General features: G+C 69.1%; 29 protein-coding genes. 20 read left to right on the forward strand and 9 right to left on the reverse strand.

Annotated elements, in window-relative coordinates; genetic code table 11:
• The 4 genes from FHR90_RS03875 to FHR90_RS03890 all read left to right on the forward strand — a co-directional run.
• Positions 1-585: thiolase family protein (locus FHR90_RS03875; RefSeq protein WP_183274792.1), on the forward strand; the 585-nt coding region annotated here is incomplete at its 5' end.
• 125 nt (positions 586-710) lie between these two features.
• Positions 711-1,157, forward strand: coding sequence for a DUF2721 domain-containing protein (locus FHR90_RS03880; protein ID WP_176625692.1), 447 nt, complete (start codon positions 711-713; stop codon positions 1,155-1,157).
• Positions 1,158-1,206: 49 nt separating this feature from the next.
• A complete protein-coding gene (locus FHR90_RS03885; RefSeq protein WP_176625690.1) occupies positions 1,207-2,283 on the forward strand; it encodes a purine-nucleoside phosphorylase in 1,077 nt (358 codons plus the stop codon).
• Positions 2,280-3,803: an adenosine deaminase family protein gene (locus FHR90_RS03890; protein ID WP_183274793.1), complete on the forward strand. Its 1,524-nt coding sequence runs from the start codon at positions 2,280-2,282 to the stop codon at positions 3,801-3,803. Before FHR90_RS03885 ends, FHR90_RS03890 begins: the two co-directional genes overlap by 4 nt.
• Here the strand turns inward: FHR90_RS03890 and FHR90_RS03895 are convergent, their stop codons facing one another.
• Positions 3,804-4,010 carry a hypervirulence associated TUDOR domain-containing protein gene (locus tag FHR90_RS03895; protein ID WP_176624124.1) on the reverse strand — a complete coding sequence of 69 codons (207 nt, stop codon included), beginning with the start codon at positions 4,008-4,010 and terminating at the stop codon, positions 3,804-3,806.
• Between the two features lie 126 nt (positions 4,011-4,136).
• Between FHR90_RS03895 and FHR90_RS03900 the strand changes: the two genes are divergently transcribed.
• Positions 4,137-4,550 carry a DUF2177 family protein gene (locus tag FHR90_RS03900; RefSeq protein ID WP_218062053.1) on the forward strand — a complete coding sequence of 138 codons (414 nt, stop codon included), beginning with the start codon at positions 4,137-4,139 and terminating at the stop codon, positions 4,548-4,550.
• On the opposite strand, the gene FHR90_RS03905 is transcribed toward FHR90_RS03900, so the two are convergent.
• Positions 4,539-5,573, reverse strand: coding sequence for an SAM-dependent methyltransferase (locus tag FHR90_RS03905; RefSeq protein WP_176624126.1), 1,035 nt, complete (start codon positions 5,571-5,573; stop codon positions 4,539-4,541). The genes FHR90_RS03900 and FHR90_RS03905 overlap by 12 nt on opposite strands.
• A complete protein-coding gene (locus tag FHR90_RS03910; protein WP_176624131.1) occupies positions 5,570-6,379 on the reverse strand; it encodes a DUF1295 domain-containing protein in 810 nt (269 codons plus the stop codon). Before FHR90_RS03910 ends, FHR90_RS03905 begins: the two co-directional genes overlap by 4 nt.
• Before the next feature lie 135 nt (positions 6,380-6,514).
• Here FHR90_RS03910 and FHR90_RS03915 point away from each other — a divergent pair, with 135 nt between their 5' ends.
• Genes FHR90_RS03915 through FHR90_RS03935 form a run of 5 tightly spaced genes read left to right on the forward strand, consistent with a single transcriptional unit; the run spans position 6,515 to position 10,841 of the window.
• Entirely contained in the window at positions 6,515-7,834 is a 1,320-nt protein-coding gene (locus FHR90_RS03915; RefSeq protein WP_176624133.1) for an NAD(P)/FAD-dependent oxidoreductase, read from the forward strand.
• A complete protein-coding gene (locus FHR90_RS03920; protein ID WP_176624128.1) occupies positions 7,831-8,616 on the forward strand; it encodes a DUF1365 domain-containing protein in 786 nt (261 codons plus the stop codon). The genes FHR90_RS03915 and FHR90_RS03920 overlap by 4 nt, the downstream gene beginning before the upstream one ends.
• On the forward strand, positions 8,607-9,803 hold the full coding sequence (locus tag FHR90_RS03925; protein WP_183274794.1) for an SAM-dependent methyltransferase: 1,197 nt from the start codon (positions 8,607-8,609) through the stop codon (positions 9,801-9,803). Before FHR90_RS03920 ends, FHR90_RS03925 begins: the two co-directional genes overlap by 10 nt.
• Positions 9,800-10,471 carry a DUF6134 family protein gene (locus FHR90_RS03930; RefSeq protein WP_183274795.1) on the forward strand — a complete coding sequence of 224 codons (672 nt, stop codon included), beginning with the start codon at positions 9,800-9,802 and terminating at the stop codon, positions 10,469-10,471. The genes FHR90_RS03925 and FHR90_RS03930 overlap by 4 nt, the downstream gene beginning before the upstream one ends.
• Before the next feature lie 10 nt (positions 10,472-10,481).
• Positions 10,482-10,841, forward strand: a complete 360-nt coding sequence (locus FHR90_RS03935) for a hypothetical protein (protein WP_176626491.1) — start codon at positions 10,482-10,484, stop codon at positions 10,839-10,841.
• Here the strand turns inward: FHR90_RS03935 and FHR90_RS03940 are convergent.
• A complete protein-coding gene (locus tag FHR90_RS03940; protein ID WP_183274796.1) occupies positions 10,813-11,517 on the reverse strand; it encodes an anti-sigma factor in 705 nt (234 codons plus the stop codon). The two genes, FHR90_RS03935 and FHR90_RS03940, sit on opposite strands and share 29 nt — an antisense overlap.
• Positions 11,514-12,080 carry a sigma-70 family RNA polymerase sigma factor gene (locus FHR90_RS03945; protein ID WP_183274797.1) on the reverse strand — a complete coding sequence of 189 codons (567 nt, stop codon included), beginning with the start codon at positions 12,078-12,080 and terminating at the stop codon, positions 11,514-11,516. The genes FHR90_RS03940 and FHR90_RS03945 overlap by 4 nt, the downstream gene beginning before the upstream one ends.
• Before the next feature lie 102 nt (positions 12,081-12,182).
• Here FHR90_RS03945 and FHR90_RS03950 point away from each other — a divergent pair, with 102 nt between their 5' ends.
• From FHR90_RS03950 to FHR90_RS03965, 4 genes are all read left to right on the forward strand, one after another.
• Positions 12,183-13,100 (forward strand): alpha/beta hydrolase, encoded by a 918-nt coding sequence (locus FHR90_RS03950; RefSeq protein WP_183274798.1) that lies wholly within the window; start codon positions 12,183-12,185, stop codon positions 13,098-13,100.
• A gap of 136 nt (positions 13,101-13,236) precedes the next feature.
• Positions 13,237-14,094 carry a ferredoxin--NADP reductase gene (locus FHR90_RS03955; RefSeq protein ID WP_176624884.1) on the forward strand — a complete coding sequence of 286 codons (858 nt, stop codon included), beginning with the start codon at positions 13,237-13,239 and terminating at the stop codon, positions 14,092-14,094.
• 151 nt (positions 14,095-14,245) lie between these two features.
• On the forward strand, positions 14,246-15,619 hold the full coding sequence (gene gorA, locus FHR90_RS03960) for a glutathione-disulfide reductase (protein WP_176624882.1): 1,374 nt from the start codon (positions 14,246-14,248) through the stop codon (positions 15,617-15,619).
• An 11-nt stretch (positions 15,620-15,630) separates the two neighbouring features.
• Positions 15,631-16,284: a YoaK family protein gene (locus FHR90_RS03965; protein WP_176624880.1), complete on the forward strand. Its 654-nt coding sequence runs from the start codon at positions 15,631-15,633 to the stop codon at positions 16,282-16,284.
• A gap of 7 nt (positions 16,285-16,291) precedes the next feature.
• Here the strand turns inward: FHR90_RS03965 and FHR90_RS03970 are convergent, their stop codons facing one another.
• From FHR90_RS03970 to FHR90_RS03985, 4 genes are all read right to left on the reverse strand, one after another.
• The gene (locus FHR90_RS03970) at positions 16,292-16,756 is read right to left on the reverse strand and encodes a DUF2501 domain-containing protein (protein WP_176624878.1); all 465 of its coding nucleotides are present in this window, start codon (positions 16,754-16,756) and stop codon (positions 16,292-16,294) included.
• Positions 16,757-16,847: 91 nt separating this feature from the next.
• On the reverse strand, positions 16,848-17,015 hold the full coding sequence (locus FHR90_RS03975) for a hypothetical protein (protein ID WP_176624876.1): 168 nt from the start codon (positions 17,013-17,015) through the stop codon (positions 16,848-16,850).
• Positions 17,012-17,332, reverse strand: coding sequence for a DUF167 domain-containing protein (locus FHR90_RS03980; RefSeq protein WP_183274800.1), 321 nt, complete (start codon positions 17,330-17,332; stop codon positions 17,012-17,014). The genes FHR90_RS03975 and FHR90_RS03980 overlap by 4 nt, the downstream gene beginning before the upstream one ends.
• A gap of 1 nt (position 17,333) precedes the next feature.
• Positions 17,334-18,227, reverse strand: a complete 894-nt coding sequence (locus FHR90_RS03985; RefSeq protein WP_183274801.1) for an EamA family transporter — start codon at positions 18,225-18,227, stop codon at positions 17,334-17,336.
• Between the two features lie 237 nt (positions 18,228-18,464).
• Here FHR90_RS03985 and FHR90_RS03990 point away from each other — a divergent pair, with 237 nt between their 5' ends.
• The 6 genes from FHR90_RS03990 to FHR90_RS04015 all read left to right on the forward strand — a co-directional run bounded on the left by FHR90_RS03990 (position 18,465) and on the right by FHR90_RS04015 (position 25,245).
• Positions 18,465-19,907 (forward strand): class II 3-deoxy-7-phosphoheptulonate synthase, encoded by a 1,443-nt coding sequence (locus FHR90_RS03990; RefSeq protein WP_183274802.1) that lies wholly within the window; start codon positions 18,465-18,467, stop codon positions 19,905-19,907.
• Positions 19,904-21,043 (forward strand): beta/alpha barrel domain-containing protein, encoded by a 1,140-nt coding sequence (locus FHR90_RS03995; protein ID WP_266152787.1) that lies wholly within the window; start codon positions 19,904-19,906, stop codon positions 21,041-21,043. Before FHR90_RS03990 ends, FHR90_RS03995 begins: the two co-directional genes overlap by 4 nt.
• Before the next feature lie 26 nt (positions 21,044-21,069).
• Positions 21,070-21,555, forward strand: a complete 486-nt coding sequence (locus FHR90_RS04000; protein WP_183274803.1) for a hypothetical protein — start codon at positions 21,070-21,072, stop codon at positions 21,553-21,555.
• A gap of 15 nt (positions 21,556-21,570) precedes the next feature.
• Positions 21,571-22,914, forward strand: a complete 1,344-nt coding sequence (locus FHR90_RS04005) for a glutamate--tRNA ligase (RefSeq protein WP_183274804.1) — start codon at positions 21,571-21,573, stop codon at positions 22,912-22,914.
• Between the two features lie 304 nt (positions 22,915-23,218).
• A complete protein-coding gene (locus tag FHR90_RS04010; protein ID WP_176625162.1) occupies positions 23,219-24,181 on the forward strand; it encodes a glycosyltransferase family 2 protein in 963 nt (320 codons plus the stop codon).
• A 143-nt stretch (positions 24,182-24,324) separates the two neighbouring features.
• Positions 24,325-25,245 (forward strand): glycosyltransferase family 2 protein, encoded by a 921-nt coding sequence (locus FHR90_RS04015; protein WP_183274805.1) that lies wholly within the window; start codon positions 24,325-24,327, stop codon positions 25,243-25,245.
• Positions 25,246-25,263 lie beyond the last annotated feature (18 nt).

The following is a 25,263-nucleotide window of genomic DNA, read 5'->3' on the forward strand; positions in this document are numbered from 1 at the left end:
ATCGTCGGCGTCGAGATCAAGGGGCGCAAGGGCACCGAGACCTTCGCCACCGACGAGGCGCCGCGTCCCGACACCACGGTGGAGACGCTCGCCAGGCTGAAGCCCGCCTTCCGTCGCGACGGCACCATCACCGCCGGTAACGCGCCGGGTCTGAACAGCGGCGCGAGCGCGATGATCGTCGCCGACCGCGCCGCCGCCGAGGCCGCCGGCATCGCCCCGCTGGGCCGTCTGGTGGCCGGCGGTGTGGGTGCGGTGGAGCCGGGCCTGTTCGGCATCGGCCCGGTGCCGGCGGTGCGCCAGGCGCTGGCACGTGCCGGCTGGAGCTTTGCCGATCTCGACCGCATCGAGATCAACGAGGCCTTCGCTGCCGTGCCGCTGGCGGTGGCCAAGGAACTCGGCCTGCCGGAGGACATCGTCAATGTCGAAGGCGGGGCCATCGCCCATGGTCACCCGATCGGGGCGAGCGGTGCCGTGCTGGTCACCCGGCTGCTGCATGCCATGAAGCGCGACGGGCTGAGGCGCGGCATCGTGACGCTGTGTATCGGGGGCGGGCAGGGGATTGCGCTCGCGCTCGAAGCGGTCTGATGTTGCTTTTTGAAAAAAAGAACCAGAAAACTTCTGTCCCTCGGTCGCGTACGCGCTTGCCTGCTTTCCCCTGAACGGATGGAAGTCTTCTTGCTTCTTTTTCTTCAGAAAAAGAAGAACCCCCTGTGCTCGAAAACGAAGTCCTCACCACCGGCGCCCATGTCATCCAGCTCGCGCTGACGCCGATCTTCCTGCTCAGCGCGGTGGGCTCGCTGCTCAACGTGTTCTCGACCCGTCTCGGCCGGATCAGCGACCGCATCCACGTCCTCGAGAAGGAAGACAGCAGCGGCGATGGCAGCATCGACGCGATCGAGGTCGCCGGCCTGCACCGTCGCGCCTGGCTGCTCAACGTCGCGGTGATCCTCGCCACCCTGGCAGGCGCAATGACCTGCGTGGCGGCGATCGTGCTGTTCGTGGGCGTGCTGCGCGATGCGGGCACGGTCAACCTGCTGTTCGGCCTGTTCGGCGGTGCGCTGATCGCGGCGGTCTGCGCGATGTCCGCCTTCGCCTGCGAAGTCACGGTCGGTGGCAACGTGCTGCGCCGAAAGCTGCACGTCTCGCGTCATCGGTAGTTCATTTCAGTGCCATCACGGTTAAGCTCGCCTCTCCTGGGAGAACGCGATGCGACGGATGCTGTGGTGCGGGCTGATGATGGTGGGATGCGGGTCAGCGATGGCCGCCCCGAAACCGGTCGAAGTGAAGATGGTGGTGGTCGCCAATTTCGAGACCGGCGCCGATACGGGTGACGCACCGGGCGAGTTCCAGTTCTGGGCCGAGCGCGAGCATCTCGACGAGGTGATTCCGATCCGCGGCGCGCTGCACCCGCTACGCCGGAACAGGTCGGGGCTCTACGGCATCGTCTGGGGCGGCACCGGCTCGATGATCGGCGGTTCCGCCGAGCAGCTCGAAGCCCTCGTGCTCGATCCGCGCTTCGATTTCCGCAAGACCTACTGGCTGTTCACCGGCATCTCGGGCACCGACCCGCGCATCGCCTCGGTCGGCAGCGCGGCCTGGGCCCGCTTCGTGGTGCAGGGCGACACGCTGCGCGAGTTCGACGATCGCGAGATCCCGCCCGGCTGGCCATACGGCCTGTTCGCGATCGGTGCGCAGCGGCCCGACCAGCTCCCGAGCGACCCGCACAGCTTCGGCTCCGTCACCGATGCCGCGCGGCTCGACATGGCGCTGAAGCTGAATGCGTCGCTGGCGAAATGGGCATTCGAGCGCACGAAGGATGTGGCCATCCCGGACACCCCCGCCCTGCGCGCGGCCCGCGCGGTCTGGAAAGGCTTTCCCAATGCACAGCGGCCGCCTTTCGTGCTGATGGGCGAGACGCTTGGCGCGCTGCGCTACTGGCACGGGGCGCGGCGGACGCAATGGGCCGAGGACTGGGTGCGGCTGTGGACCGGCGGCCAGGGGGTGTTCGCGATGTCGAACATGGAAAGTCAGTCCCTTGCCGGGGCGATGGTGGTGCTGTCGAGATCCGGGCTGGTGGATCTCGACCGGATGATGGTGCTGCGCACGGCCTCCAACCAGACCGAGCCGCCTCCGGGCGTGCCGGCCACGCAGAGCGTCGGCGACGAGGGGCCGGGTCAGATCGCGGCCTTCGAGGCGAACTATCGTGTCGGTGCTCCGGTGGTGCACGAGATCCTCGCGCACTGGCCGCGCTATCGCGATCACATCCCGCAGGCCGCGCCATGATCAGACTGCTGTCGCTTGCATTGCTGGCCTGGCTGTCGGCCGCCGCGATCACGGCCCGCGCTGCGGACCGCGAAGCCGCCGCGGCGGCGCTGTTCGATCGGGTCAGCTCCGATCCCGCAAGGCTGCGCGTATTCCTCAAGGCGATGCCGAAAGGCGCAGACCTGCACAATCATGTCGACGGCTCACCCTATGCCGAGGCTTATCTCGACTGGGCCGGACGCAAGGGTCTGTGCATCGATCGAGCCGCGCTCTCGATCACCGATCCGCCCTGCACGGCACCCGATCGCGTGCCGGCCGCCGGCCTGATTCTCGCCGATCCAGTGCTCGAACAGCGCATGATCGATGCCCTCTCCGTGCGCGGCTGGACCGAGGGCGTCGGGCGTGACACCGCATCGGGCCATGACCGCATGTTCGGTGCGTTCGCGCGCTTTCTCGCGGTCGCACGTCTGGTGCCGGGATCGAGTGTCGCCGAAGTAAGGCGCGTCGCCGCACTCGATCACGTCTCCTATCTGGAGCTGATGTACAATCCGCTCGGCATCAACCGCTTTGCGCTGACCACGCGCGATGCGGCCTGGAACGACACCGATCTCGAAGGTGCGTTCGCCCGGCTGCAACCTCTGCTGCCGGAGCTGCTGGCATCGGCGCGGCGCGAGACCGACGCGACCGACGCTGCCGCCCGCGCCGCGCTCGGCTGTGCCACCGGGTCGGCCGAGGCGGGCTGTGCGGTGCAGTATCGCTATATCGGCTACGGCCTGCGTCTGCTGCCGCCGCCGCAACTGTTCCGCCAGCTCGCGGTGCTGTTCGCGCTGGCCGATGCGGACCCGCGCTATGTCGGCGTCAACCTCGTGCAGCCGGAAGACGATCCGGTCGCGATCACGCAGTATCGCCTGGCGATGCGGATGGTGGCCTTTCTCGCCACCCGCTACCCGAAGGTGCACCGAAGCTGGCATGCGGGCGAGCTCGCCCTGGGTCTGGTGCCGCCGGAAGCCCTCGCCGACCACATCGCCCAGGCGGTGGGAGAGGGGCGTGCCGAGCGCATCGGCCACGGCACCGACATCGCCTATGAGACCGATGCGACGGCGACGCTGGCGCGGATGGCGCGTGATCACGTCGACGTGGAGATCAACCTTGCCAGCAACGATGTCATTCTCGGCGTGCGCGGTGCGGAGCATCCCTTGCGCCTGTACCTCGCCGCCGGCGTTCCGGTCACGCTGTCCACCGACGATGAGGGCGTGCTGCGCACCGACATGACCGATCAGTATGTCCGTGCCGCCCGCGTGCATGCGCTGTCCTATCGCGATCTCAAACGACTGGCGCGGGCAAGTCTCGAATATGCCTTCCTGCCGGGCGACAGCCTCTGGGTCGGCCGCCAGCCTGGCGATCCGGTGCCGACGTGCCGCGACCTGACCTCGGCGAGTTGCACCCGTCTGGCGTCAGGCAGCCCGAAAGCGAGCCTGCAACGCGACCTCGAGCTTCGGCTTGTCGCTTTCGAGACGGAGATCGTTCGACAACGCTTCTGATCAGCCCTTGCCTAGGCCTTCCGCCTTGTGGATCGCCTGCTTGCCGGTCCTGTCGCTCCTGACCTTGAACTGCGGTGCCTCCTTCGACGCCGTTGCCGTGTGTCCGGCGATCTTCGTTGTTGAGGTGACTTTCTCGACCACGGTTCCGCTGGCTCTGCCCTGAGGGGTCTTCCAGGTGACGTGGTCACCTTTCTTCACGCTGGCCATGTGGTCCTCGTCCGTTCGGTTCGATGCGATGCGATGCCGTGGCGTTCGGGCGAACGGTGGCACGGCTTGCGAAGTTTCCTGCAACCGGACGGTCTTGTGGCGTTGTCGCTGCACAGGGAGGGCGCCATGGTGACTGGTTGGATGGTGGCGATCGTCGTGTCGGCGGTCACGATGCTGGTGCTGGACGGGATCTGGCTCTCGCTCATGGCATCGCGGCTCTATCGGCCTGGCCTGGGCGGTATGCTGCGCGACAGCTTCGCGCTGCCACCGGCGATTGTCTTCTATGTCGTCTATGTGATCGGCTTCACGGTTCTCGCCGTGCTGCCGGGCCTGTCTGCGGGGCGCTGGACGGCCGCGTTGTGGCGTGGCGCCGTGTTCGGCTTCGTCGCCTATGCTACCTACGATCTCACCAACCTGGCCACGTTGCGGGGCTGGCCGTTATCCGTGACGCTGGCCGATCTCGCCTGGGGCACGGTACTGACGGCGCTGGCCGCGGCGAGCGGAGCGGCTGCGGCCCTGTGGTGGACCTCAAGGCTGTGAAGGGCCGGGCGCCAGCAGGTAGTGGCTGACCCCCCAGGGGCGGCCACGGTCATGGCCGAACAGCCCGGCGGTCGCGAGATAGAACAGGCGCCAGCGACGCAGCCAGAGGCCGGCGTCGCGACCGTAGACATCCTCCAGGATGGTCATGATCGCGGCGCGGTTCGCATCGAAGCGCGCCAGCCAGTCGCGTGCCGTGTGCTGATAATGACGGCCGTTCCAGCGCCATTCCTGCTCGACGGTGAAGTGCTCCGTCATGTGTCGGATCAGGCCGTGGCTGGGCATGATGCCACCGGTGAAGAAATGCTGGCCGATCCAGTCGCTGCTGTCGCGCGCATCGAACCGGTAGGGGTGCGTGTCGTGGGCGAAGACATGCAGGAACATCCGGCCGTCCGGATGCAACCACCGGCGCGCGCGTGACAGCAGCGCCGGCCAGTTGGCCATGTGCTCGAACATTTCCACCGAGACGATCCGGTCGAAACGTCGGTCGGTGACGAAGGCGTTCATGTCGGCTGTCACCACCGCGATATTGTCGAGCCGCTGCTGCCGCGCCTGATCCTCGATGAACAGGCGCTGCGAGGCGGAGTAGGACACCGCCTTGACCCGCGCCCGCGGGAAGCGAGACGCCATCAGCAGGCTCAGCGAGCCCCAGCCACAGCCGAGCTCGAGGATCTCCTGGCCGTCCTCGAGGCGTGCATGGCGGATGGTCTCCTCCAGTGCGAGGCGTTCGGCCTCCGCCAGGCTTTCGCGTCCGGTCGGATACAGGCAGCAACTGTATTTGCGGCGCGGGCCGAGGGTGAGCTCGAAGAATCGCGGTGGCAGTTCGTAATGCTGGCGGTTGGCATCGTCGCTGTGCTCGGCGATCGGATAGGCCGCCATGTCGGCGGCGAACACGGCCTCCGCCGCCGGCGTGTCGCGCAGAGCGCGCTGTCGGCTCCCGACGAGCGCGAAAATCGCGGCGCGGGTAATCGGATCGGGAACCGCGATGCGCTCGAACGCACGGATGGTGGACGCGATGACAGTCATGACGAACTCCTTTCGCCGCGTCGTGGCAGAGCCGGCCAGAAAGCGCTGATGCGGGCCTGTATGCGTCCATAGGCGGCGCCACGCGAGCGCAGCATATGCGCCTCCAGAAGTGGAATCCCCGAGACATGTACCAGCAGCACATAGATCAGGACCGGCCCGATCAGGCCAAGCCACCCGGCCGGGCGGCCGCCATCCGGTCCGATCGAGATGACTGCGAGACCGGACCAGACCAGCCATTCACAGAAATAGTTCGGATGGCGCGACACCGACCACAATCCGCGATCACACACCTGCCCGGCATGGGCGCGCCCGGCGCGGAAACGGCGCAACTGCTCGTCAGCCAGCGCCTCGCCGCCGATCCCGCACAGCACGACCGCGCTGCCCGCCACATCGCTCCACGCCCAGACGGGCGACGGATTCCGGGCCGCAGCCCAGACCGACACCACGAGTGCGGTCGCACACGCAGCCTGCACCATCAGCAACAGGAAACTCCGCCAGGCATAGGCCGCGCCCCAGCGCTGGCGCAGTTCCACATAGCGCGGATCATCGCCCCCCGATGCCGTCCGCCGGGCGATCGCGCCGCCGAGCCGCAGAGCCCAGATCCCGACCAGCCCGGCGACCAGCAGCGCACGCGGCCTGATGCCGCCATCGTCCAGTGCCACGGCGACCGACGCCAGACCGACCGAGCCGGACCAGATCGCGTCGATCCAGCCGGAGTGGCCCGGCCTGAGTGTGATCGCCCAGGCGAGACTCATGACCAGTGCCTCGAAACCTGCGATCGCCACCAGCCACGCATCGTTGCTCATGTGCGAGGATACGGGCGGCGGCATCGGACGGATGCATTCAACTTGTCGACAGCGGCCCGGCATCCGAATCGCCTTCGGGCACGTAGAGGCAGCGTGAGCCAACCCAACGCCTGTGGTGGGAGAGACGTGTCGGGCATGCCATCATCGTGTCTCGACATCGCCGTCATCGGCAGCGGGATCGCGGGGCTGTCCGCCGCGTGGCTGCTCGCCACGCAACATCGCGTCACGCTCTTTGAGGCGGCCGGGCGGCTGGGCGGACATACCAGCACCCGGCATGTCGATGGCTGCCCGGTCGATACCGGCTTCATCGTCTACAACGAGCCGAGCTATCCTAACCTCACCGCACTGTTCGCCCATCTCGGCATCGACACCACGCCCAGCGAGATGAGTTTCTCGGTCAGCCTCGATGACGGACGGCGCGAATACAGCGGCAGCGGCCTGTCGGGGCTGTTCGCGCAGAAGCGCAACCTCGCCTCGCCGCGCTTCTGGTCGATGCTGCGCGATCTCGAACGCTTCTACCGCCGCGCCCCGCGCGACCTCCCCGGTCTCGGCGACATTTCGCTCGGCGCGTATCTCGACCGGCTCGGGTGCGGCCGCGCCTTCCGTGACGACCATCTGTATCCGATGGCCAGCGCCATTTGGTCATCTCCTGCGGCCGACATCGCCGGCTTCCCCGCTGCCGCCTTCATCCGGTTCTGCGACAATCACGCCTTGCTGGAACTGGGGCGACGCCCGGTCTGGCGCACGGTGGCGGGCGGGGCGGCCACCTATGTCGCCGCCATGGCGACGGCGCTCTCCGGCCGCATCCGCCTGTCGAGCCCGGTGCGTGCGATCCGCCGCGATCTCGCCGCCGTCACGGTCGCGACCGACACGGAGTCCGCCCGCTTCGATCAGGTGGTGATCGCCGCCCATGCCGACCAGGCGCTGGCGATGCTCGACGACGCCGACGACACCGAGCGCCGTCTGCTCGGCGCGTTCTCCTACACGCGCAACGACGCCATCCTGCATTCCGACCCCGCCCTGATGCCGAAGCGCGCGCGGGTCTGGTCGAGCTGGAACGCTCTCGCCGCACCGGGCGGCGGTGCCGGCGCCCCGTCACTGACCTACTGGATGAACCGGCTCCAGTCGCTGGCGACACCGGCGCCGCTGTTCGTCTCGCTCAACCCCGCCCGCATGCCCGTCCGGATCCATCACCAGGAGACCTTTCACCATCCGCTGGTCGATGCGCGATCGGAACGCGCCCGTCAGCAGCTGTGGTCGCTCCAGGGCCAGCGGCGGACCTGGTTCTGTGGTGCGCATTTCGGCGCCGGCTTCCATGAGGACGCCCTGCAGTCCGGTCTCGCCGTGGCCGAGCAGCTCGGCGGCCTGCGCCGACCGTGGCGGGTCGCGGACGAATCGGGTCGCATCGCGATCCACGCGCCCGCGGGTGCGGCGGTACCGCGGCAGGCGGCATGAACCCTCAGTCCGCGCTCTATGTCGGTCAGGTGATGCACCGTCGCACGCGGCCGCGACGCCATCATCTGCGCTACCGGCTGTTCAGCCTGCTGGTCGATCTCGACGAATTGCCTGCCCTGGATGCGCGACTGCGCCTGTTCTCGCACAACCGCTTCAACCTGTTCTCGCTGCACGACCGTGACCATGGCGACCGCAGCGCGACCCCGCTGCGCCCCCGCATCGAGGCGATGTTGCGTGAGTATGGTTTCGACTTCCGGCCGGGGCCGATCCGGCTGCTGACCATGCCGCGCATCCTCGGCTATGCCTTCAATCCGCTGAGCCTGTTCTTCTGCCATGACGGCGATGGCCGGCTGCGCGCCATCGCCTGGGAGGTCAGCAACACCTTCGGCGAGCGCCACACCTATCTGCTGGCCACCGATCCGGCGCGTGCCGACATCCGCCAGCGCTGCGTCAAGACATTCCACGTCTCGCCGTTCCTGCCGATGACGCTGAGCTACGGCTTTCGCGTCCGGCCGCCCTCCGCCGCGCCCGGCCAGGAGGCGCTGGTGGTGGCGATCACCGCCGCCGACGCGCAGGGCGAGCTGCTCACCGCGGTGCAGACCGCCCGGCGGGCGCCCCTGTCCGACCGCATGCTGGCGCGGCTGTTCGTCACCCATCCGCTGCTGACCGCCAAGGTCTCGGCGGCGATCCTGTGGGAGGCGCTGCACCTGTGGCGACGACGCATCCCTGTGCATCCACATCCGCGGCCCGAGCGGCAACCCGGCGTGACCGCATGCACCTGAGCGCGCCGCCCGTCCGTCCGGCCGCAGGCCTGCGCGGCACCTGGCTGCTGAGGATGCTGCTGCGGCAGCTCTCCCGCGGGTCGCTGCGCGTGGTGTTGCCCTCGGGGGCATGGATCGAGCACCGGGCCGGCGCGGACGGGCCGCAGGCGGTGCTGCTGCTGCACCGCAGCCGGGCCCTGCGCCGCCTGCTGACGGGGGGTGATCTCGGCTTCGCGCAGGCCTATCTCGACGGGGACTGGTCTTCGCCCGATCCGGTGGCGCTGATCGGGCTGGCGGCGGCCAACAGCGCGGCCCTCGAGGCGCGTTTCTCCGGTCTCGCCCCGCTCAGGCTATGGCGCCGGCTGCGTCACCGACGCCGCGACAACACGCCGCGCGGCAGCCGGCGCAACATCGCCTTCCACTATGATCTCGGCAACGCGTTCTATCGGCTGTGGCTCGACGAGAGCATGACCTATTCGGCGGCGCGCGCGCTGCCGCCCGGCGGGTCGCTCGAGGCCGCGCAGCGCGACAAGCGGGCGCGGGTGATCGAACTGCTTCACCTGGAGCCCGGCGCCTCGGTGCTGGAAATCGGCTGCGGCTGGGGCGCGCTGGCGTGCGACATGGCGGGGCAGGGCGCGCGGGTGACCGGCATCACGCTCTCACGCGAACAGCTCGCCTGGGCGCGCGAGGCGGCGGGCCCGGCGCCGATCGAGCTGCGTCTTCAGGACTACCGCGCCGTTGTCGGCCGCTTCGAACGCATCGTCTCGATCGAGATGATCGAGGCGGTCGGCGCGGCCTACTGGCCGGCCTATTTCGCCATGCTCGGACGCTCGCTCGCACCGGGCGGCCGCATCGTGCTGCAGGCGATCACCATCCGCGAGGACCGCTTCGAGTCGTATCGCCGCCGGCCCGACTTCATCCAGACCTGCATCTTCCCCGGCGGCATGCTGCCCACCGCGACGATCATCGCCGCGCAGGCTCAGGCGGCCGGGCTGCGCGTGGTGGAGTGCGAGACGTTCGGCGCGGGCTATGCCGACACGCTCGCCGCCTGGCGCGAGCGCTTCGAGGCGTCGCTCGATGCGGTGCGTGCGCTCGGTCTGCCGGAGCGCTTCATCCGCATGTGGCGCTACTATCTGTGCTACTGCGAGGCAGGTTTCCGCGACGGCGTGATCGATGTCGGGCTCTATGTCATGGAGGCCGGGCGATGAACCCGCCCTTGCCGGGCCTGGGGCGCCGCCTGCTGCTCGCCTCCCTGACGACATCGCCGCTCGCCCCGCGCGGCGTGCGCGCTACGACGCTGCCGGTGCCGGCCGGCGACAGACTCGGCTTCGACGTAATGCGCCGCGGCGCGCGGCTCGGCGAGCATGTGCTGACCTTCCACAGGACCGGCGAGACGCTCGACGTGACCATCCGCGTCGCCGTCGCCTACAGCATCGGTCCGATCACGCTGTATCGCTATCGCCACGAGGCCCAACTGCGCTGGCAAGGTGCGCGCGTGGTGGCGATCGACAGCCGCACCGACGACAACGGCACACACGACTGGATGAACGCCCGGCCTGGCGGCGGGGCGGGGCTGGTCGTGCAGGGGGCGACGGTGCCGCGCTACACGGCGCCGCCGGACGCCGAGCCCTCCACGCACTGGAACCGTGTCGAACTCTCCGCGCCCTGGATCAACACCCAGACCGGCCGGCTGATGCGCCCGACGGTGACCCCCACCGGCCGACAGTCGATCCCCACCGTCTCCGGCACCATCGCGGCCGAGGGCTACCTGCTCACCGGCGACGTCGATCTTCGCCTGTGGTACGATGCCGCCGGCTGGGCCGGGCTGGAGTTCAGCAAGAACGGCACACCGGTGAGTTACCTCAGACAGGCCTGAACGATCCGCCTTGGACCAGACGCCTCCATTCCCCGGCGATACCGATCTCGCCCTGTTCGACCAGCGTCGCGATGCGCTGCTGGCGAGATTGCCGGCGCGGCTCGGCCGCTCCGTCGCCTGGCTGCTCACGCCCCGGCGCCGCTGGTTGCGCATTCCGGCCGGGCTGCTGCTGCTGCTTGGCGGGCTGCTGTCGTTCCTGCCGGTCCTGGGGGTGTGGATGCTGCCGCTGGGCATGCTGCTGCTCGCCGAGGATATCGCACCGATGCGGCACCTCGTCGCGCGCAGCCTCGGCTGGATCGCGCGCCGCCATCCGCAGTGGCTCGGGCAGAACGGGTCTCGCCCTACGCCGTCGCCCCCATCCGCCCGCTGAGGATCACCGGCCCGGTCGGGTGATCACCCGGCGCGCCGCCCGCCGGCTCCAGCGAGAGCGCGATCGTCACCCCTGCCCCCATTGCCTTCGCAGCACCCGGCGGAGCGGCCATCCAGCCCGGCGTATCGGCCGGCATCACCCCCAGCGCGCGCGGCCGTCCATCCGCCGGGATCACCCACAGCTCCGGCGTGCGCCCGCCGGTGCGCAGCCGATCCGGGACCACCGTCAGCCGCGTCGTGGCCGGGTCGTAGCTGACGCTCACCACCCCGTCCGCACCCGACAGCAGTGCCACCATCGGCGCCTGCAACGCGCCCGCCACCGGCCCCGGTCCGGCCAGAGGCAGCGCCTGCGTCACCAGCACCGCTGCGAGCACGCAGGCCACGGCACCCGATACCCAGCTCGCCACCTGCCAGCGTCGCAGCCGTGACGTCATGTCGGCGGCAGCGTCATTGGCCGGCAGCGACGCCTCGATCCGCCGCCACAGCGACGGGCGCGGCGTCTCCGCGAGCCCGTCGAACAACCCGGCTGCCCAGCCGAGCCAGCGCGCATAGGCGTCGGCGAACCCCGCATCGTCGTGCAGCCGCGCCTGCCCGGCCTGCCGTTCCGCCTCCCCGGCCAGGCCGAGCGCCAGCTCCGCCGCCGCCAGCTCGTCCTCCTCGGTCAGGGGCGCGCTCATTGCAGGCAGGCCCGAAGCTTGAGCAGCGCGCGTCGGATGCGGCTCTTGACCGTGCCGAGCGGCGTCTCGATGCGCTCGGCCAGCCCGGCATAGCTCAGCCCCTCGAAGAACGCCGTGCGGATCAGCCCGGCATCGCCGGTCTCGAGCTGGTCGAGGCATTCGGCGAGCCTGCCCTGGGCCTGGCCGGTCTCGATCAGATCGCTTGCCAGCGGCGCGGGATCGACGACCGTCTCGACGAGGCCGGTCGCGTCCGCGGTCTCGCGGGCCACGCCCCGAGCGCGCAGGCGGTCGATGGCGCGGTTGCGCGTCAGCGTGATGAGCCAGGCCATCGCGCTGCCGCGCGCGGCGTCGAAACTGGCCGCCCGCCGCCAGATCGACAGATAGGCGTCCTGCAACACGTCCTCTGCCTCCGCCCGGGCCGGCAGGATGCGCAGGCACACCCCGAACAGCTGCGCCGAGGTCAGCCTGTAGAGCTCCTCGAACGCCGCACGGTCGCCGCGCGCCACGGCCCGCAGCGCATCGTCGAGAGGGCGGGGGGACAGGGTCGCGGTGTCGTGGCCCATGCGCATCCTGAGTGTGCGTCTGCACGTAGATGAGGGAGCGACATCCGCCGCGACCGGTATAACGCCGGCTGTCGTCATGCGGTTCGTCCGAGGGACATCGTCATGGTTCGGACGCTCGGGCGACAGTCTCACGGCCTGCTGCTGGTCCTCGTCGCCGTGCCCCTGCTGGGGGTGCTCGGCATCGCCCTGGCGCTGGCCGTCGCCCCGCTGCGCAGCTTCAATGCGCTGGTGCCGTATGACCGGGCCTCGCGCCTCGTCGCCTCGGGCGAGGCGTTCGGCGCCGATCCGCGCCAGCGGCTCGATCTCTATGCACCGGCGCGTTCCGCATCCAGGCCCTGGCCGGTCATCATGTTCATCCATGGCGGCGCGTGGCGGTCCGGCGACCGCCGCGCCTATGGCTGGGTCGGCCGGGCGCTGGCCGCGCGCGGCTTCGTCGTCGCCGTGGTCGGCTACCGGCTGGTGCCGCAGATCCGCTACCCGGCCTTCCTCGCCGACAATGCCGCCGCCTGGTCCTGGCTGCGCGCGAACGTGTCGCACTTCGGCGGCGATCCCGCCCGCATGGTGCTGGCCGGCCACTCCGCGGGCGCCTATGACGCGGCGATGCTGGCCCTCGACCCGCGCTGGCTCGGCGGCCCCGGCAGCCCCGATCGCGGCGCCCTGCGCGGCTGGATCGGCCTCGCCGGGCCCTATGATTTCCTGCCGTTTGAGGGGGAGACGGTGCGGGCGGCCTTCGCCGGCGTCGACGACCCGCGCGCGACGCAACCCGTCGCGCATGTCGCCGCCTTCGACCCGCCCGCACTGCTCGCCACCGGCAGCGAGGACCGCACCGTCCGCCCGGCCAACAGCGACAGCCTCGCGCGCCGCCTGCGCGCCGTGGGGGTCCCGGTCGAGCGACGCGTCTATCCCGGGCTCGCCCATGCCGGGCTGGTCACCACGCTCGCCATGCCGCTGCGCTGGCGCGCGCCCGTGCTCGACGACATCGCCGCGTTCGCGCATCGCGTGACCGGGGGCGGCGGCTGACGCCGTGGCTTATGTGCGCCCGCCAGACGTGTAAACCGGTCATGTCCGACCGGCGCGGGGCATTTTTCTCTGGCACTCGGGGTGCGGGCAGCCTAGATGACCCCCGTTTGACGACGAGACGGGAGAGATGCCTGCGATGACCGAGTCCGCCCTCATCCGCGACCAGATTTCGGGTGCGGATGGCGATGCCGAGATCGTGCTGTCGCCACCGTCGAAAACCTACGGCCATCTCAACGCCGAGACCGTGACCGACGTCCATCACTGGACCGACCGGCTGTTCAGCTTCAAGACCACGCGCGACCCTTCGCTGCGCTTCGCCAACGGCCAGTTCGCGATGATGGGCCTCGAGGTCGGTGGCAAGCCGCTGCTGCGCGCCTATTCCATCGCGTCCGCCAATTACGAGGATCACATCGAGTTCCTGTCGATCAAGGTCGAGGACGGACCCCTCACCTCGCGTCTGGCGCATGTCCGCCCCGGCGACATCGTGCTGGTGGGCCGCAAGCCGACCGGCACCCTGCTGCTCGACAATCTGCGCCCCGGCCGCACGCTCTACATGCTGGCCACCGGCACCGGCCTCGCCCCGTTCATGAGCCTGATCCGCGATCCGGACGTCTACGAGCGTTTCGAGCACGTCATCCTCACCCACACCGTGCGGCAGGTCGACGAGCTCGCCTATGGCGACTACATCCGGCACGAACTGCCCGAGCACGAGTTCCTCGGCGAGTTCCTGCGCGGCAAGCTGCGCTACTACCCCACCGTCACCCGCGAGGAATTCGAGACCAAGGGCCGCATCACCGACCTGATCGAGAGCGGCAAGCTGTTCACCGATCTCGGCCTGCCGGCGCTCGACCCCGAGCACGATCGGGTGATGATCTGCGGCTCCACCGCGATGCTGACCGACACCGAGAACCTGCTGGTCAAGCGCGGCTTCGACGAGGGCAACGCCAACCGCCCCGGCGCTTACGTCGTCGAGAAAGCCTTCGCGGAGCGTTGAGCTTTCTTGTTCTTTCTTGAAAGAAAGAACCAAAGAACTTTTATCCGATTCGAGCGGTTCGCCATGATGCGGCCGCCTCGGACCGTGCCCGAACCGGACGAAGTCTTTTTGCTTCTTTTTCTTCAGAAAAAGAAGAAAGGAACCTCAGACCATGCCCGAATACGACGTCGACCTGTTTGTCATCGGCGGCGGCTCGGGCGGCGTGCGCTGTGCGCGCATCGCGGCGACGCATGGCGCGCGGGTGGCGATCGCCGAGGAGCGCTACTGGGGCGGCACCTGCGTCAATGTCGGCTGCGTGCCGAAGAAGATCCTCGTCCAGGCCAGCAATTTCGGCGAGGACGTGATCGATTCGCACGGGTTCGGCTGGAACACGCAACCCGGCACCAATGACTGGTCGGCGCTGATCGCGCGCAAGGATGCCGAGATCGCCCGACTCAACGGCATCTATATCAAGCTGCTCGAAGGCGTCGGGGTCAGGCATTACGACGGCCGCGCGCGCCTGGCCGATGCGCATACCGTGGTCGTGAGCACCGCGACCGGCGAGATCGCCGTGCGGGCGGAGCGGATCGTGATCGCCACCGGCGGCCGTCCGACCCTGCCCGACATCGAGGGCGCAGGGCTCGGTGTGGTGTCGGATGCGCTGTTTCACCTGTCCGACCGCCCGCAGCGCATCGCCATCCTGGGCTCGGGCTATATCGGGGTGGAATTCGCCGGCATCTTTGCCGGGCTGGGCAGCACGGTGGACCTGATCTACCGCCAGGATCTGCCGCTTCGCGGTTTCGACCATGAATTGCGCGAGGCGCTGGTCGGTGCGATCGACGCGCGCGGCATCCGCCAGCACCGGAGCGCCACCATCACCCGGCTGCGCGAGGGCGCGGAGGGCGCGCGGATCGTCACACTCGACAACGGGGAGGAACTCACCGTCGATCTGGTGCTGTTCGCGACGGGCCGGCACCCCAACACCGAGGGGCTCGGGCTGGACGCGCTCGCGGTCCGGCTCGATGACGGCCGCGTGGTGGTCGATGACGAACAGCGGACTTCCGTCGGCCATATCTACGCGATCGGCGACGTGACCGACCGCATCAACCTCACCCCCGTCGCGATCGCCGAGGGGCACAATCTGGCCGACCGGCTGTTCGGTCCGCCGCCGCCGCGGGAATGGTCGATCCCCACCACGCCGAAGGCGGTGTTTTTTACCCCGCCGCTGGCGAGCGTGGGCCTGACCGAGGAGGAGGCCGTCGCGCGCGGCACCACCGACATCTACACCACCTCGTTCCGGCCGATGCGTCACACGATGAGCGGGCGCGAGCGGCGCAGCCTGATGAAGCTGGTGGTCGACCACGCCAGCGGCCGCCTGCTCGGCGCGCACATGCTGGGCGACGACGCCCCCGAGATGATGCAGGCACTGGCGGTGGCGGTCACCGCCGGGCTGACCAAGCACGACCTTGACCGCACCGTCGGCATCCACCCGACCTCCGCCGAGGAATGGGTGACGATGCGCAGCCTGACCCGCACGGTCGGCTAGGTTCGTCATCGATGGACGGCAAGGTTCCGTCCGGGATCGGCACGGCGCAGGCTGCGCTCCTGGTCGGACTGGCGGGCTTCACCGATGTGATCGGCTTTCTCGCGCTCGATCACCTGTTCCTGTCGTTCATGAGCGGCAACACCACCCAGCTCGGCATCGCGGTGGTGTCGGGCGACCGGCAGACGCTGTCGGTGCTGGCGATGATCGTCGCCTGCTTCGTCGCGGGCACCGTCTGCGGCCCACTGCTGCGCGCGGTGCCGACGCGCCTGCCCCTGATCCTGCTCGTCGAGCTCGGCTGCTTCGCGCTGGCCCGCTGGCCAGGCTGGCTGGTCGCCTGCGCCTTCGCGATGGGTGTGCAGAACGCCATCCCGCGCCAGCTCGGCGGCCTCGCACCGGCCAGGACCTTCATGACCGGCACGCTGGTCAGCTTCGGCCAGAGCCTGGGTGAATCGCTGTTGCAGCGAACCCCCGGCTCTCGCCGTGAGAAGCTCGCGCTGGCCCGCGCCTACGGCCTGACCTGGGCCCTGTTCCTGGCTGGCGGTCTCGCCGGCGCCGCCTCGATGCGCTTCCTCGGCGGCCTGCCCGGCGCGCTCGATGTCGGGATGGGGGTGCTGTGTGCGCTGATCCTCAGCGCCCTGGTCTGGCCCGGCCGCAGCCGGGCCTGAGCTGGCCTCAGAGCAGGGACTTGGCGTGGTTCAGCATCAGGCTGCACACCTTCGACTTCACCTGACCCTTGAGGCTGTCGAGTGAGAAGCTCTGGCCCTGGCCGGTGACCAGCGTGCCGCTCTGGCCCTGGGTGTAGGCATTCGATCCGGTCACGCCCTGCTGCTGGCTCAGGGACGACACGGTGGACGTTGCCGCTGCCTGCTGCGCCCCGCCGAGAAGCTGGTTCTGCACGCAGTAGCTCAGGATGCCGGCGGCGTTCGAGCTGCCCGTGGAGCCGATCGCCGAGCCGAGACCTGGCAGCCCCCCGCCGCCGAGCAGGTTGGATGCGGCGCCAGCGAGGCCGCCGGTGCTGCTGCCGGAGGTCGAGCCCGACAGGCCGGGGAACTGGCCGAGCTGCGCATGCGCGGGCAGGGCGGTGCCGATTGCGACGGCGCCGATCGCGGCGAGGCAGGACAGGCGGGTGATGGACATGGATCGATCCTTGGAACCGTTGGTCTGCGGGACCGTCGGTACCGCCCCGCGATGGCGAAAATGCGTCAGCGGCGAGGTCGTTTCACGCGGCTCAGTTCGCACCGCCATTGGGATCGTCGGGATTTTTCGGCAGGTTGTCGGGCGAAGGCGTCGGCGGACCGGCGACATAGAACGGGCTGTCGTGGGCCGGCTGCGGTTTTGGCGCGCAGGCAGACAGGATGGTGGCGACGGCAGCTAGGGCGAGGCAGGTCCGGATCATGGGCTGTTCCGTTCGGCGAGTGCATCCAGAAGCGGGCCGACGCGCTCGGCAGCGGCGGCGACGAACAGCAGTTTCTCGCGCGAAGCCCCGCCGCTGCGCAAGCTGACCGACCGCGCCGGCAGGTCGAGGCTGGCCGCCAGCGCGCGACACACCGCCTCGCTGGCGCGCCCGTCTTCGGGCGCTTCGGTGACACAGATGCGCAGCCGCGTGCCGTCCGGCCCGAGCCCGCCGACGCTCGCGCGCCGTGCCCGCGGCTGGGCACGCACCGCCACCACCACACCCGCGCCATCCTCGCGCCAGCAGGCCCCCGAGCGCATCTCAGACCGCTTCGAGCACGGGCGCGTTGCGGCGCGTGCCCAGCGTCGCACCGGCCGAGGCGGTGATCAGCAGCGCGATCGCCAGCATCTGCAGGCCGCTGAGCTGCTGGCCGAGCAGAACATACCCCATCAGCCCCGACACGGCCGGCTCGGTGCTGACCAGCATGCCGTAGTTGCGCGCCGGCATCCGGGCGAGGGCGTAGATTTCCAGCGCATAGGGGATCGCGCCTGCCAGCAGCCCGACCGCGATCGCCGTCGGCCAGATCGCGGGCGCGAACAGGGCCGCGCCATGCCGGGCGAGGGCGATCGGCAGCGTGATCAACGTGGCCATCGCCAGCCCGAGGGCGGCAGCACCCCCGCCATGGCTGGCTCCGGCACGCTGGCCGAGCAGCATGTAGCCCGCCCAGGCCGCGCCGGCGGCGAGCGCGTAGATGATCCCGTGCCAGTCGAGCCGCAGGGCGGATCGTGCCGGCCCGGCGAGCCGGTCGCTGACCTCGGGGGTGATCAGCGCGATGCCGATCGCCGCCAGCACCACCCAGAAGAACTCCGATCTGCGGCGCGAGGCGAGCACCGTCACCAGCAGCGGGCCGGTGAACTCGATCGCCACCGACAGCCCGATCGGCAGGGTGAGCAGCGAGCGGTAGAACAGCTCGTTCATCAGCCCGAGCAGCATGCCGTAGCCGGCGACGGTGATCCATTCGCGCCGGCTCATGCGCAGGCTCGGGCGATAGACCTCCAGCAGCACCGCCGCGCCGACCAGATTGCGCAGGCCCACCGCGCCCTCGGGGCCGATGGCGGAAAACAGGGTCTGGGCGATGCTGTTGCCGGCGCCGATGGTCAGGATGGAGCCGAACAGCGCGGCGATCGCGAGCGGCGGAATGGAGGCGGCGGTCATCGCGACCGAAAATGCGCAGGAGGGGTGTCGTTGCGCAACCGGTGGCGGTGTCGGCTGCACGCAATCCGGCGATGCGTCGATCGCGCTTTCTCCGATGGCACAAACTGTGGATAAAGGCTGCCTTCGGGGACGGAAACGGTGGCGCGGCATGGCACCTGTGCGACATTTTCCGTCCCTGCGTCGAAGTACCGCCAAGCCGTGAGCGCGGATGGGCGCTCCGTTTTTCAGGACCCGACCATGAGCCTGCTGTCCCCGTTCGCCCCCGAAGGCACCTCTGCAGCCCTGCCGCGGCTCGATCCGAGCTGGTCGCCGTCGAGCTGGCGCGCCCGGCCGATCGCGCAGGCGCCGGTCTATGAGGACGCGGCCGCACTGGAAGCGGTCGAGGCACGGCTGCGCCGCTATCCGCCGCTGGTGTTCGCGGGCGAGGCGCGCCGGCTGAAGGCGCAGCTCGCGCTGGCCGGCGAAGGCCGCGCGTTCGTGCTGCAGGGCGGCGACTGCGCGGAGAGCTTCTCGGACTTCACCGCCGACGTCATCCGCGACACCTTCCGGGTGCTGCTGCAGATGGCGGTGGTGCTGACCTGGGGGGCCAAGACGCCGGTGGTCAAGCTCGGCCGGATGGCCGGGCAGTATGCCAAGCCACGCTCGTCGGCCACCGAGACGCTGGTCGGCGCGGACGGCATCGAGCGCACGCTGCCGAGCTATCGCGGCGACAACATCAACGGTCCCGAATTCGACGCGGCGGCCCGCCGGCCCGATCCGGCGCGCATGGAGATGGGCTATTTCCAGTCGGCCGGCGCGCTCAACCTGCTGCGCGCCTTCGCCCAGGGGGGGTATGCCAACCTGCAGGAGGTGCATCGCTGGAATCTCGGCTTCGTCGCCCGCTCGCCGCTCGCCGCGCGCTACCAGACGCTGGCGGCACGGATCGACGAGACGCTGGAATTCATGCGCGCCTGCGGCCTGACCGAGGTCAACACGCCGCAGTTCAACGAGACCGATTTCTACACCAGCCACGAGGCCCTGCTGCTGCCCTACGAACAGGCGCTGACCCGCGTCGATTCGACCACCGGCGAGTGGTATGGTTGCTCGGCGCATTTCCTGTGGATCGGCGACCGCACCCGTCAGCCCGATGGCGCGCATGTCGAATGGTGTCGCGGCATCCGCAACCCGATCGGCATCAAGGTGGGTCCGTCCACCGAGATCGACGCTCTGGAACGCCTGCTGGACACGCTCAACCCGACCGACGAGGCGGGTCGCATCACGCTGATCTCGCGCATGGGCGCGGGCAAGGTGGCTGCCCATCTGCCGGGGCTGGTGCGTGCGGTGAAGGCGTCCGGTCGGCGCGTGACCTGGCTGTGCGATCCGATGCACGGCAACACGGTCTCGACCGCCAGCAAGGTCAAGACGCGCAACTTCGACTCGATCCTGTCGGAGGTGCGCGCCTTTTTCGACATCCATCGCGCCGAAGGCACCCATGCCGGCGGCGTGCATGTCGAGATGACCGGCCGCGACGTCACTGAATGCGTTGGCGGCGCGCATCAGCTCACCGAGGCCGACCTCGCCGGGCGCTACGAGACGTTCTGCGATCCGCGGCTGAACGCCGAGCAGTCCCTGGAACTGGCCTTCCTGCTCGCCGAGGCGCTCGGCGACGCCGCCCGCGCGGGTGGCGAGCAGGCGGCGTGAGCGGCCCGGCCGAGCCGGTCCTGTCGGATGCGGACATCACTGCCCGCACCGACGCCTACTTCAACCGCACCCGCGCCATCGTCAGCCGCTTCGGCGATGTGCGCGTCACCTATGCGTTCTTCCTGCGCCGTCCGGTCATCGCCGCCACCGGGCTGATGACCGCCTGGCTGCGTGAGACCGCCGAACGACGCGGGCTCGCGATCGAGCTGCGCGAGATGTTCGCAGAAGGCTCCTGGGTCGGGGCCGGCGAGCCGCTGCTCTATGTCACCGGCTCGTTCGCAGGCCTGGTCGATCTGGAAACCCTGCTGCTGCAGAAGCTCGGCCCGGCCTGTGTCGCCGCCCACAACGCCTATCAGATGTGTCTCGCCCTGCCAGCCGTGCGGTTCCTGGCGATGGAGGCGCGGCACTGTGCGGGCTTCGACATGCAGCGGATGATGGGCTACGCGGCCGGCGTCGGCTCGCGCGCCGCCCAGGCCGAGGGGGCCACCGGCTTCGTCGGCTGTGCGAACGACGCCACCGCGCCGTTCTTCGGCACGTCCGCCGGGCTCGGCACCATGCCGCATGCGCTGATCGGTTACGCCGGCAGCACGCTGCGCGCCGCCGAAATGTTTCACGAGACCTTCCCCGACCAGCCGATCACCGTGCTGTCGGACTATTTCGGCCGCGAGATCACCGACACGCTCGAGGTCTGCCGGGCCTTCCCCGGGCTGGCCGCCGAGGGACGGGTCGGCGTGCGGCTCGACACCCATGGCGGGCGCTTCCTCGAAGGGCTCGACCCGGCGGCCTCCTATGCGGTGCTGGAACGTCAGGTGCCGGGCGCGATCCGACGCTACCGCAGCGAGACCGAGCTGCGCCACCTGGTCGGCACCGGCGTCTCGGCGGCGGCGATCTGGCGGATGCGCGAGGCGCTGGATGCGGCTGGCTTCCCGCGTGTCACCATCATCGCCTCGTCGGGATTCGGGGTGGAGAAGTGCCGGGTGATGGCGGACGCAAAGGCGCCGATCGACGTGGTCGGCACCGGCAGCTTCATCCCCGACCACTGGTCGGAGACCTACGCCACCGCCGACATCGTCGCCTATGATGGTGCCCAGCGGGTCAAGGTCGGGCGCGAATTCCTGCTCGGCAAGCTGGATTGAGCCGGGCGGAATGCTAGATAAAGGCGATGACTGACGAGACCCTCCCCGCCGCCACCACGATCCCCGTCGTGCGCCTGATCGACCTGTCGGCCGAGTCCGACGACGACCGCGTGGTCGAGACGGTGTCGGGCTTTGCCTCGCCCGACCATGCCAACGCCTTCGCCCGCGCCTATGTGCGCGACAGTCTCGAGCGCTGCCGGACCGGTGACGAGGCGGCTTCCGAGGTGCTCGGCGCGTGGCGGGCGTTCGGTGAGGATGCCGAAGTGGTGGACGCGTCCGGCGAGGTGCCCGATGGCGCCTGGCACAGCACGTCCGAGGCCGCGACCTTCGCCGCCAGCCCGGCCAGCCCGATGGAGCGCGACTGGCGCGCGCTCGACCCGCGCGGCTCTGCCGCCGGCGAGGGCGAGGGCGGCCATGATCCCGATGTGGATGGCGACGACGACGATGCGGTCGACGAGGACATGATCCCGCCGACCATCCTGGTCGACCTGCCGCCGCGCCGTCCGCACTGATCGCCGAACCCTGCGATGAAGCTCCGTTTCGCCCCCAGCCCGACCGGGCTGCTGCATGTCGGCAATGCGCGCCTGGCCCTGATCAACGCCCTCTATGCGCGGCGTCACGGCGCCGATTTCCAGCTCCGTATCGACGACACCGACCCCGAGCGCTCGCGCCCCGAATACGAGGCGGCGATCCGCGAGGATCTGGGCTGGCTCGGCATCGGCTGGTCGGAGAGTTTCCGCCAGTCCGAGCGTCTGCACCGCTACGCCGAGGCGGCCGAGCGGCTGAAGGTGACCGGGCGGCTCTACCCGTGCTTCGAGAGCGCCGACGAGCTGCGCGTCAAGCGCGAGCTGCGGCTCAAGCAGGGCCGCGCACCCGTCTACGACCGCGCGATGCTCAAGCTCACCGCCGAGCAGCGCGCGCAGGCGGAGGCCAACGGCAAGGTGCCGTACTGGCGCTTCCGCCTGTCCGACACGGTGATCTCCTGGCCCGACCTGGTCGGCGGTGAGCGTCAGGTGAAGCTCACCGCGGTGTCGGACCCGGTGCTGATCCGTGCCGACGGCACGGTGCTGTACGGTTTCGCCTCGGTGGTGGACGATCTCGAAAGCGGGGTCACGCATATCCTCCGCGGCGAGGATCACCTCACCAATACCGGCGTGCAGATCGACCTCGCCGACGCGCTGGTCGAGGCCGGGGCCGCGCGGCGGCGGCGGTTTCATTTCGGCCATGTGCCGCTGCTGCTCGATTCCGAGGGAGGCAAGCTGTCGAAGCGCTTCGAGGGGCTTTCGCTGCGCACCCTGCGTCATGACGGTATCCTGCCGGAGGCGCTGGCGGGCTATCTGGCCCGGCTGGGCACGGCGGATGCGCCGGTCGCGGCGAGCCTCGACGAACTCGCCGGCACCTACGATCTCGGTCGGGTCTCGTCATCTGCGGCCCGGTTCGACATGTCGCATCTCCTCGCCCTCAATCGCCTGCGGCTGCGCGCGACGCCGTTCTCCGACATCGCCACGCGCCTACCCGAGGGCGCGACCGAGCCGTTCTGGCTGGCGATCCGTGACAATATCGACCTGCTCGACGAGGCGCGGCATTGGTGGTCGGTGGTGGCGGGCGACATCGCCGTCCCGGTCGGCGAGGCTGATCCCGCCTTCCTCGCCGAAGCCGAGGCGCTGCTGCCGCCCGAGCCGTGGGACGAGGGCGCTTGGGGGGCGTGGACGGCGGCGCTGCGACAGGCGAGCGGACGGTCGGGGCGCGCCCTGTTCCACCCGCTGCGGCTGGCGCTGACCGCCGAGGAACAGGGGCCGGAGCTGCGTCTGCTGCTTCCGCAGATCGGCCGGCAGCGTGTTATCGCCCGTCTGAGGGCCGCAGCGAGCTAGAGGGTGTTATGAACCCGCGTTTTCTGGCCTGCAAACCGCGCATGTCCTGCGCTTCGATGCTCATGGCCGATCACGGCCACTCCGCTTCGATGCTCGAAAACGCACGGTTTTCGGCTCAGACTCCGCAAGCTCATAACACCCTCCAGGGTGGCGCCACTCCCAGTTTGTTACGAATTTGACTGTTGCGTATTACAGTTTCATGCCACCCTTCAGGTGGGCGCAGTGCCATTGACGATTTGATAACGGACGTATCGTAGACCGGAGCGGATGACCCGATGAGGTCAGCCTGCGGAGTATAAATCGGATGGCCAGCGTTCTGGTCGTGACCATGCAGCGTGACGAGGGGGCGATGCTCAGCCGCTGGCTGGCACATTACGCCTCGCTCTTCAGCATGACCAACCTTGCCATCGTCGATAATGGCTCGACCGACACCATGACCCTCGAACTGCTTGGCTTCGCGGAGCGGTCCGGGGCTCGGGTATTGCGTCACTATGCGACCGACCTGGATTTTCTCGAAAAAGGGCGGGTGGTCACCGAGGTCATCCACACCCTCGAGGCGGACGCTCATCGTCGTTGGCAACGATACGATTTCATCATTCCCGTCGATTGCGACGAGTTGCTCGGCGTGTTCACCCGCGATGGCGTCAGCCTGACACCGGACGACATCCATGCCGAGTTCCATGCCTGGCGCGGGATCGACCGCGTCCTGCGGGTAGGCATGTCCCTGTTCAACGTGCCCGGCCAGGACGGGTGGTTCTCGCCGAACAGGTCGTTCCACAAGGGCATTGTCCCCGGCGGCGAGCTCATGGCGCTCGACAAGGGCTTCCACAGCCCGGTGCTGCGCTCGGGCGACGCCCATGAACGCACGCGACTGACCTATCTGCACTATCACAATGCTCCGTTCGCGGTGCTCAGACGCAAGGCTCGCCTCAAGCTCCAGGAGCCCTATGCGGCCTGCACCGATCTCGAGCAGCTGCGCCGATACGCCCGTGATCCTGCCGTTCCGGGCAATCATCTGATCGCCGACCTGCTGCTCACCGAAGCCGAATACGAGGCGATCTATGACCACGAACTGCGGATCATGGTGAACCCGGCCAGTCCGACGCTGCTGTATTCGCCGGCGGGACTGGTGCGCTGGGATGCCGAGGCCTATCTCGCGCTCAACCCCGATGTGCGCGAGTACGGGCTCGGGCCACTCGAGCATTATGTCGCCTGTGGCTGGACGGAAGGCCGCGCTCTGAGTCCCGCCGCCGCCATGAGCGGCTGAACGCCGCCCTGCCGCCCCTTCCCGATGCCCAATGCCCGCCGGGTGATGATTGCAGGGGTGGGTGGGCTGCCATAGTCTTCACCCGTCTCTCCTCGACAGGAAAATCAGCTTTGTCCGCAGTCCCCCGAATTCGCGTGGTGGTAATGCAGAAAGACGAAGCGGAGCTTTTGCTTGCCTGGCTCAGTCACTACGGCAACCTGTTCGGCTATCGCAATCTCACCATCTACGACAACGGCTCCACGGAGCCACGCACACTGGCCATCCTTCAGCATGCCATGCGCCTCGGCGTCGTCATCTCAACCGGCTACGACCAGCCACACGATTTTCATCAGAAGGGCTATCATTTCGCCAACCTGATCCGGGAGTGGGACCGGCAGAGTGACTACGATTTCGCGCTGCCGGTCGATTGCGACGAATTCCTGGCCGTGTTCGAGGACGACCGGATCTCGACCTCGCGCGACGCCATCCTCGCCGAGCTCAACCGCTATGTCGGTTCCGAGCGTGCCCTGCGGATGGACATGTCCCTGTTCAACGTGCCGGGCCAGGAAGGCTGGTTTTCGCCGGACAGGAGCTTTCACAAGGGCATGCTGGCCGCCGGCACGGTGGCAGAGATCGATAACGGGCAGCACGAACCCAGGACGATCGCCGGTGGCCACATCACCACCCGACTGACCTATCTGCATCGGCATAACCGGCCGTTCGACGCCTATATCGAGCGCACGCGTGCCAAGCTCGATCCGAGCTGTCGCCATCTGACCGACCCCGACGAGATCCGCCGTCTGGCGGACGATCCGCTCGTGCCGGGCAACCATCTGCTGAGATCCCTGCTGCGCAGCGAGGAGGACTACCACCACCAATACGCGCGGGAGCTCCGCATCCGGGTCGATGACCTGTTTGGCAGCGGCGTCGAACTGGCCGACGCAAACGGCCCGATCCACTGGGATACGAACACCTATCTGGCCCGGCACCCGGATGTCCGCCGCCACGAGCAGGGTCCGCTGCACCATTATCTGCGCTTCGGCTGGCTGGAGGGCCGTGACGTCGGTGCCATGCGCGCGGCCTGACGCGCCCGTCTGCCGCCT

This window comes from Endobacter medicaginis (assembly GCF_014192375.1).
Lineage (GTDB): Bacteria > Pseudomonadota > Alphaproteobacteria > Acetobacterales > Acetobacteraceae > Endobacter > Endobacter medicaginis.

Coding starts and splice junctions, on each gene's coding strand:
- FHR90_RS03985 (WP_183274801.1), bottom strand. CDS start 18,227: ATGACCGCCGCCTCCATTCCGCCGCTCGCGATCGCCGCGCTGTTCGGC.
- FHR90_RS03910 (WP_176624131.1), bottom strand. CDS start 6,379: ATGAGCAACGATGCGTGGCTGGTGGCGATCGCAGGTTTCGAGGCACTG.
- FHR90_RS03925 (WP_183274794.1), top strand. CDS start 8,607: ATGCACCTGAGCGCGCCGCCCGTCCGTCCGGCCGCAGGCCTGCGCGGC.
- FHR90_RS03885 (WP_176625690.1), top strand. CDS start 1,207: ATGCGACGGATGCTGTGGTGCGGGCTGATGATGGTGGGATGCGGGTCA.
- FHR90_RS03930 (WP_183274795.1), top strand. CDS start 9,800: ATGAACCCGCCCTTGCCGGGCCTGGGGCGCCGCCTGCTGCTCGCCTCC.
- FHR90_RS03915 (WP_176624133.1), top strand. CDS start 6,515: ATGCCATCATCGTGTCTCGACATCGCCGTCATCGGCAGCGGGATCGCG.
- FHR90_RS03975 (WP_176624876.1), bottom strand. CDS start 17,015: ATGATCCGGACCTGCCTCGCCCTAGCTGCCGTCGCCACCATCCTGTCT.
- FHR90_RS03945 (WP_183274797.1), bottom strand. CDS start 12,080: ATGGGCCACGACACCGCGACCCTGTCCCCCCGCCCTCTCGACGATGCG.
- FHR90_RS03890 (WP_183274793.1), top strand. CDS start 2,280: ATGATCAGACTGCTGTCGCTTGCATTGCTGGCCTGGCTGTCGGCCGCC.
- FHR90_RS04010 (WP_176625162.1), top strand. CDS start 23,219: ATGGCCAGCGTTCTGGTCGTGACCATGCAGCGTGACGAGGGGGCGATG.
- FHR90_RS03940 (WP_183274796.1), bottom strand. CDS start 11,517: ATGAGCGCGCCCCTGACCGAGGAGGACGAGCTGGCGGCGGCGGAGCTG.
- FHR90_RS04015 (WP_183274805.1), top strand. CDS start 24,325: ATGCAGAAAGACGAAGCGGAGCTTTTGCTTGCCTGGCTCAGTCACTAC.
- FHR90_RS03980 (WP_183274800.1), bottom strand. CDS start 17,332: ATGCGCTCGGGGGCCTGCTGGCGCGAGGATGGCGCGGGTGTGGTGGTG.
- FHR90_RS03900 (WP_218062053.1), top strand. CDS start 4,137: ATGGTGACTGGTTGGATGGTGGCGATCGTCGTGTCGGCGGTCACGATG.
- FHR90_RS03920 (WP_176624128.1), top strand. CDS start 7,831: ATGAACCCTCAGTCCGCGCTCTATGTCGGTCAGGTGATGCACCGTCGC.
- FHR90_RS03970 (WP_176624878.1), bottom strand. CDS start 16,756: ATGTCCATCACCCGCCTGTCCTGCCTCGCCGCGATCGGCGCCGTCGCA.
- FHR90_RS04000 (WP_183274803.1), top strand. CDS start 21,070: ATGACTGACGAGACCCTCCCCGCCGCCACCACGATCCCCGTCGTGCGC.
- FHR90_RS03895 (WP_176624124.1), bottom strand. CDS start 4,010: ATGGCCAGCGTGAAGAAAGGTGACCACGTCACCTGGAAGACCCCTCAG.
- FHR90_RS03905 (WP_176624126.1), bottom strand. CDS start 5,573: ATGACTGTCATCGCGTCCACCATCCGTGCGTTCGAGCGCATCGCGGTT.
- FHR90_RS03955 (WP_176624884.1), top strand. CDS start 13,237: ATGACCGAGTCCGCCCTCATCCGCGACCAGATTTCGGGTGCGGATGGC.
- gorA (WP_176624882.1), top strand. CDS start 14,246: ATGCCCGAATACGACGTCGACCTGTTTGTCATCGGCGGCGGCTCGGGC.
- FHR90_RS03950 (WP_183274798.1), top strand. CDS start 12,183: ATGGTTCGGACGCTCGGGCGACAGTCTCACGGCCTGCTGCTGGTCCTC.
- FHR90_RS04005 (WP_183274804.1), top strand. CDS start 21,571: ATGAAGCTCCGTTTCGCCCCCAGCCCGACCGGGCTGCTGCATGTCGGC.
- FHR90_RS03965 (WP_176624880.1), top strand. CDS start 15,631: ATGGACGGCAAGGTTCCGTCCGGGATCGGCACGGCGCAGGCTGCGCTC.
- FHR90_RS03990 (WP_183274802.1), top strand. CDS start 18,465: ATGAGCCTGCTGTCCCCGTTCGCCCCCGAAGGCACCTCTGCAGCCCTG.